This window comes from Streptomyces sp. YS-3, assembly GCF_045257485.1.
Classification (GTDB): Bacteria; Actinomycetota; Actinomycetes; order Streptomycetales; family Streptomycetaceae; genus Streptomyces.
In genome coordinates this window covers 1-4924 of record NZ_JBJHPC010000536.1, presented here as the reverse complement: position 1 = coordinate 4924, position 4924 = coordinate 1, and the positions used below count along the sequence as shown (strand labels likewise).

Annotated in this window: 4 protein-coding genes; 2 read left to right on the top strand and 2 right to left on the bottom strand. The window is 70.9% G+C overall.

Going from position 1 to position 4924, the window contains the following annotated elements; genetic code table 11:
- Positions 1-1544, bottom strand: a 1544-nt coding sequence (locus ACJA3G_RS30060) for a beta-N-acetylhexosaminidase (RefSeq protein WP_406556195.1), incomplete at its 3' end; no start/stop codon positions are given.
- Positions 1545-1795: 251 nt separating this feature from the next.
- Between ACJA3G_RS30060 and ACJA3G_RS30055 the strand changes: the two genes are divergently transcribed.
- Positions 1796-2077 carry a hypothetical protein gene (locus ACJA3G_RS30055; protein WP_067159327.1) on the top strand — a complete coding sequence of 94 codons (282 nt, stop codon included), beginning with the start codon at positions 1796-1798 and terminating at the stop codon, positions 2075-2077.
- A 59-nt stretch (positions 2078-2136) separates the two neighbouring features.
- The gene (glmS, locus tag ACJA3G_RS30050) at positions 2137-3954 is read left to right on the top strand and encodes a glutamine--fructose-6-phosphate transaminase (isomerizing) (protein WP_406556194.1); all 1818 of its coding nucleotides are present in this window, start codon (positions 2137-2139) and stop codon (positions 3952-3954) included.
- Between the two features lie 129 nt (positions 3955-4083).
- On the opposite strand, the gene ACJA3G_RS30045 is transcribed toward glmS, so the two are convergent.
- Positions 4084-4653, bottom strand: a complete 570-nt coding sequence (locus ACJA3G_RS30045) for an acetate uptake transporter (protein ID WP_406556193.1) — start codon at positions 4651-4653, stop codon at positions 4084-4086.
- Between the last annotated feature and the right edge of the window lie 271 nt (positions 4654-4924).

Here is a 4924-nt window from a genome sequence, read left to right as displayed (position 1 = left end):
AGCCGGACCCGGTACGCCCCCCAGTCGTGCGTCGCCGCAGGCGACCACCCCAGCTCCGCGATCCCCAGCACCCGCGGAAACGCCATGTACTCCACGTCCCCGCTCCGCACCAGCGTCTCCGACCACAGCGGCGCCTCCACCCCCAGCACCGCTCCCGCCGGCATCCCCTTCACGAAGGTGTCCGGGTCCCAGCCGTAGGCCTGGTCCACCTCCACATAGCCCGCCCAGTCCTGCCCCAGCTCCGTGCGCGCGTCGTACTTCATGTCCAGATACGCCCGGTTCGCCGGGGACATCACCACCTTCGTCCCCGCCTTCGCCGCCGCGACGACCTCGGCCTCGTTCCCGTCCGTGCCCCAGTACTGGGCCACCGCCCCGGCGACGGGCCGCGCCCCGGTGAGCTGGTGCCAGCCCATGACCGTCTTGCCGTACTTCCCGACGACCGCCTGGGCCCGGTCCATGAAGGCCACGTAGTCCGCGTGCGGGGTCGAGTGCGCCTCGTCGCCGCCGATGTGGATATATCGACCCGGCGTCATCGCCGCCAGCTCCCGCACGACGTCGTCCAGGAACGCGTACGTCACCTGCTTCGGCACGCACAGTGAGCTGAAACCGACGTCCGTGCCGGTATAGAGGGGTGGCGCGACGCCGTCGCAGTTCAGGTCGGCGTAGGAGGCGAGGGCCGCGTTCGTGTGGCCGGGCGTGTCGATCTCGGGGACGAGTTCCAGATAGCGGCTCGCCGCGTACCGGACGATCTCCCGGTAGTCCGCTTTGCTGTAGTGGCCGCCCTTGCCGCCGCCCACCTGCGTCTGCCCGCCGTACTCCGCGAGCCGGGGCCAGGAGTCGATCGCGATCCGCCAGCCCTGGTCGTCGCTGAGGTGCAGATGCAGCTTGTTGATCTTGTAGAGGGCCAGTTGGTCGATGTACCGCTCGACCTGCGCCACGGTGAAGAAGTGGCGGGAGACGTCCAGCATCGCGCCCCGGTAGGCATAGCGCGGGACGTCCGTGATCGTCCCGCCCGCCACCTGCCACGGCCCCGGCTGCCGGGTGCGCCTCTCGACCGGCGCGGGCAGCAGTTGCCGCAGCGTCTGGACGCCGTGGAAGAGCCCGGCCGCCCGGTGCGCGGTGAGCGTGAGCGCGCCGGGGCCGCTTTCGAGCCGGTACCCCTCCTGCCCGAGCCGTGTCTCGCCGGAGAGCCGCAGCCGGATGCCGCCGCGCCCCTCCGCCCGTACCGGCAGCGCGTACCCGGTCGACGGGCGCAGGACGTCCGCCAGATAGCCGGCGATCCGGCGGCCCTCGGCGCCCGCCGAGGCGTCGACCCGGATCACGGTCGCGGGCGTCAGCGTGTACGGGGAGCCGCCGGGGGTGACGGAGGCCGGGGCCGGGACGATGTGGTCCAGCGGGCGCGGGGTGCGGGGCGCGGCTGCGGCGGAGGAGGCGCCGGCCGAGGAGATGCCCGCCGCCAGAAGCAGCAGGGCGCCCAGCAGACCCGTGATCGTTCCGCGCTGCCTCGTGCGCTGTCTCGTACGCGGTCTCACAAGCGGTCTCACAAGCGGTTCCCTTCGACGGGACACGAGCAGGGGACGCGAGCAACCGAACGGGAACCATCACAACCGCCCGCCACCGCCACCGTCAAGGTGCAGACCAATACCCGACGGACGGCCTTCCACCGCCGAAGGCCGCGGCGGCGAGCGCTTCCGGAGCGGCCTGGTCCGTACCAGGATGCGTATGATCATGGGAATCCTGCCCGATACCGGGCAGGATTCTTGCGTGCGGACCGGATAGCCCGCAATATCGACGGGTGCTCGAACGCCGCAGCCCGTCGTCGCACGACGACCTCATCGACCATCTGGTGCGCAGCACCGCGCTCCAGCGCGGTGAGGCCGCCCGGGTGGTCCTCGATGTGCTGGCGTACTTCGACGAGACGTACGAGGAGTTCGTCCGCCGCCGTCACCGTGAACTGCAGTCCGGTGGCCTGGTCAACGCGGAGATCTTCGAGCGGATCGCGGCCGAGCTGCCGCACCGCGCCGTGGCACCCCCGGAGCTCTCGCTCCGCCAGCTGCGCCGCATCGTCTACGGCTGAGCACACCCGAACGTGTTGGACCTGTTGAACCTGTACGTCGATGGAGGGGTCAGAACTCTATGTGCGGAATCGTCGGTTATATCGGTAAGCGTGATGTCGCTCCCCTGCTGCTGGAAGGCCTCCAGCGGCTGGAGTACCGCGGTTACGACTCCGCGGGCGTGGTCATCAACAGCCCCAAGTCGGGCGCGCTGAAGATGGTCAAGGCCAAGGGCCGCGTCCGCGACCTGGAGGCCCGCGTCCCCAAGCGCTTCACCGGCACCACCGGCATCGCGCACACCCGCTGGGCCACCCACGGCGCCCCCAGCGACGTGAACTCGCACCCGCACCTCGACCCCGAGAACAAGGTCGCCGTCGTCCACAACGGCATCGTCGACAACGCCGCCGAGCTGCGCGCCAAGCTGGAGGCCGAGGGCGTCGTCTTCGCCTCCGAGACCGACACCGAGGTGATCACCCACCTGATCGCCCGCTCCCCGGCCGACTCCCTGGAGGAGAAGGTCCGCGAGGCGCTCAAGGTCATCGAGGGCACCTACGGCATCGCCGTGATGCACGCCGACTTCGCCGACCGCATCGTGGTCGCCCGCAACGGCTCCCCGGTCATCCTCGGCATCGGCGAGAAGGAGATGCTCGTCGCCTCCGACGTCGCCGCGCTGATCGCCCACACCCGCCAGGTCGTCACCCTCAACGACGGCGAGATGGCGACGCTGAAGGCCGACGACTTCCGTACGTACACGACCTCGGGCACGCTCACCAACGCCACCCCCGAGACCGTCGAGTGGGAGGCCGCCTCCTACGACATGGGCGGCCACGACACGTACATGCACAAGGAGATGTCGGAGCAGGCCGACGCCGTGGACCGCGTGCTGCGCGGCCGGATCGACGACCGGTTCTCCACCGTCCACCTCGGCGGCCTCAACCTCGACGCCCGCGAGGCCCGCGGGGTGCGCCGGATCAAGATCCTCGGCTGCGGCACCTCGTACCACGCCGGCATGATCGGCGCCGGCCTCATCGAGGAGCTCGCCCGCATCCCCGCGGACGCCGAGCCGGCCTCCGAGTTCCGCTACCGCAACCCGGTGGTGGACCCCGACACGCTGTACATTGCGGTCTCGCAGTCCGGTGAGACCTACGACGTGCTCGCCGCGGTCCAGGAGCTCAAGCGCAAGGGCGCCCGCGTCCTCGGCGTCGTGAACGTCGTCGGCTCGGCGATCGCCCGCGAGGCGGACGGCGGCACCTATGTGCACGCCGGCCCCGAGGTCTGCGTCGTCTCCACCAAGTGCTTCACCAACACCGTGGTCGCCTTCGCGCTGCTCGCCCTGCACCTGGGCCGCATCCGCGACCTGTCGGTGGCCGACGGCAAGCGGATCATCGAGGGCCTGCGCAAGCTGCCCGCGCAGATCTCCGAGATCCTGGCGATGGAGCCGGAGATCGAGAAGCTGGCCAAGGAGTACGCGGGCGCCCAGTCGATGATGTTCATCGGCCGGGTGCGCGGCTACCCGGTCGCCCTGGAGGCCTCCCTGAAGCTCAAGGAGATCTCCTACATCCACGCCGAGGCCTACCCGGCCTCCGAGCTCAAGCACGGCCCGCTGGCGCTCATCGAGCCCGCGCTGCCGACGGTCGCGATCGTCCCCGACGACGACCTGCTGGAGAAGAACCGCGCGGCCCTGGAGGAGATCAAGGCCCGCAGCGGCCGTATCCTCGCCGTGGCCCACCGCGAGCAGGAGAAGGCCGACCACACCATCGTCGTCCCGAAGAACGAGAACGAGCTGGACCCGATCCTGATGGGCATCCCGCTCCAGCTCTTCGCGTACCACACGGCGCTGGCCATGGGCCGCGACATCGACAAGCCGCGCAACCTGGCGAAGTCCGTCACGGTCGAGTAGTCCGTCCGGTACGGCTGGTTCCGTATCCGTCGGCCCCGTAGAGGCAGAAGCGGCCCCGCACGCGCCACCTGGCGTGCGGGGCCGCTCCCTTGCCTGCCGGTGCCGCCCATCGCACCGGCGGGCGGCTGCCTAGCCGGCGGCCGTCACCCCCCGGCCGGCAGCGCGTCGCGGGACCGCGGTCGGCCAGTTGGCCAGGCCCGCCGTCGCCCCGTACCAGGACACGGCGCCCGCGACCGCCGCCACCCAGCCACCGGCCTTCGCCAGGCCGTCGTTGGTGGCGAAGTCCGCGATGGCGAGGAGCACCAGGGAGACGAAGAGCAGCGCGAACGAGCCCTGCCGGATGGGGCCGTAGCCCGCCGAGCCCACCGCCAGGCTCAGCGCGAGGAGCCCGAAGAGCAGCAGGAACAGGCCGGCCGCGTTGGCCGAGAACTTGGCGTCCGCACCGTTCGCCCAGGTGAACCAGAAGGCGCCCAGGCCCGCGAAGGCGGTGCCGGTGAAGGCGTCCTGGTCACGGAAGGCGACGATGCCGAGGACGAAGAGGGCGATGCCGCCGACGTACGTCGCGATCGACACCGCGTCGGCCACGGTGACGCCGTCGACGACCCGGGTGGTGCCGAGGCCGAAGGCGAGCAGGGTGAGTCCGAGTGCGAGGTGGCCGAGGGTGGAGGTGACGCTTCCCGCGGGGGCTTCGTGGTCCACGGCGGGCTCCCTTCATGTGCAGTTGTGCTGCGGGTCGTGCTGTGGGGCGTGCTGTGGGTCGTCCCCAGCGACCCTTATGTACCCTTCACAAGGGCACAATCCACCACCTACCGGAGGGTAGATTCGCCACGCGGGCAAGGAAGTTGACGCCGCCTCAGCTGGAGCGACGCGGGCGCGCCGGGGTCGCCGCATGACGGGGTCAGGGGAGGCGGGGGTGACGGGAGGGTGCGATCACGCGAGGCGGAGGCCGCGGAGGGCGGCGGGTCACGGG

What these genes read in the sequence shown, in the direction of transcription:
- glmS (WP_406556194.1), top strand. Translation starts at nt 2,137, where the DNA reads ATGTGCGGAATCGTCGGTTATATCGGTAAGCGTGATGTCGCTCCCCTG.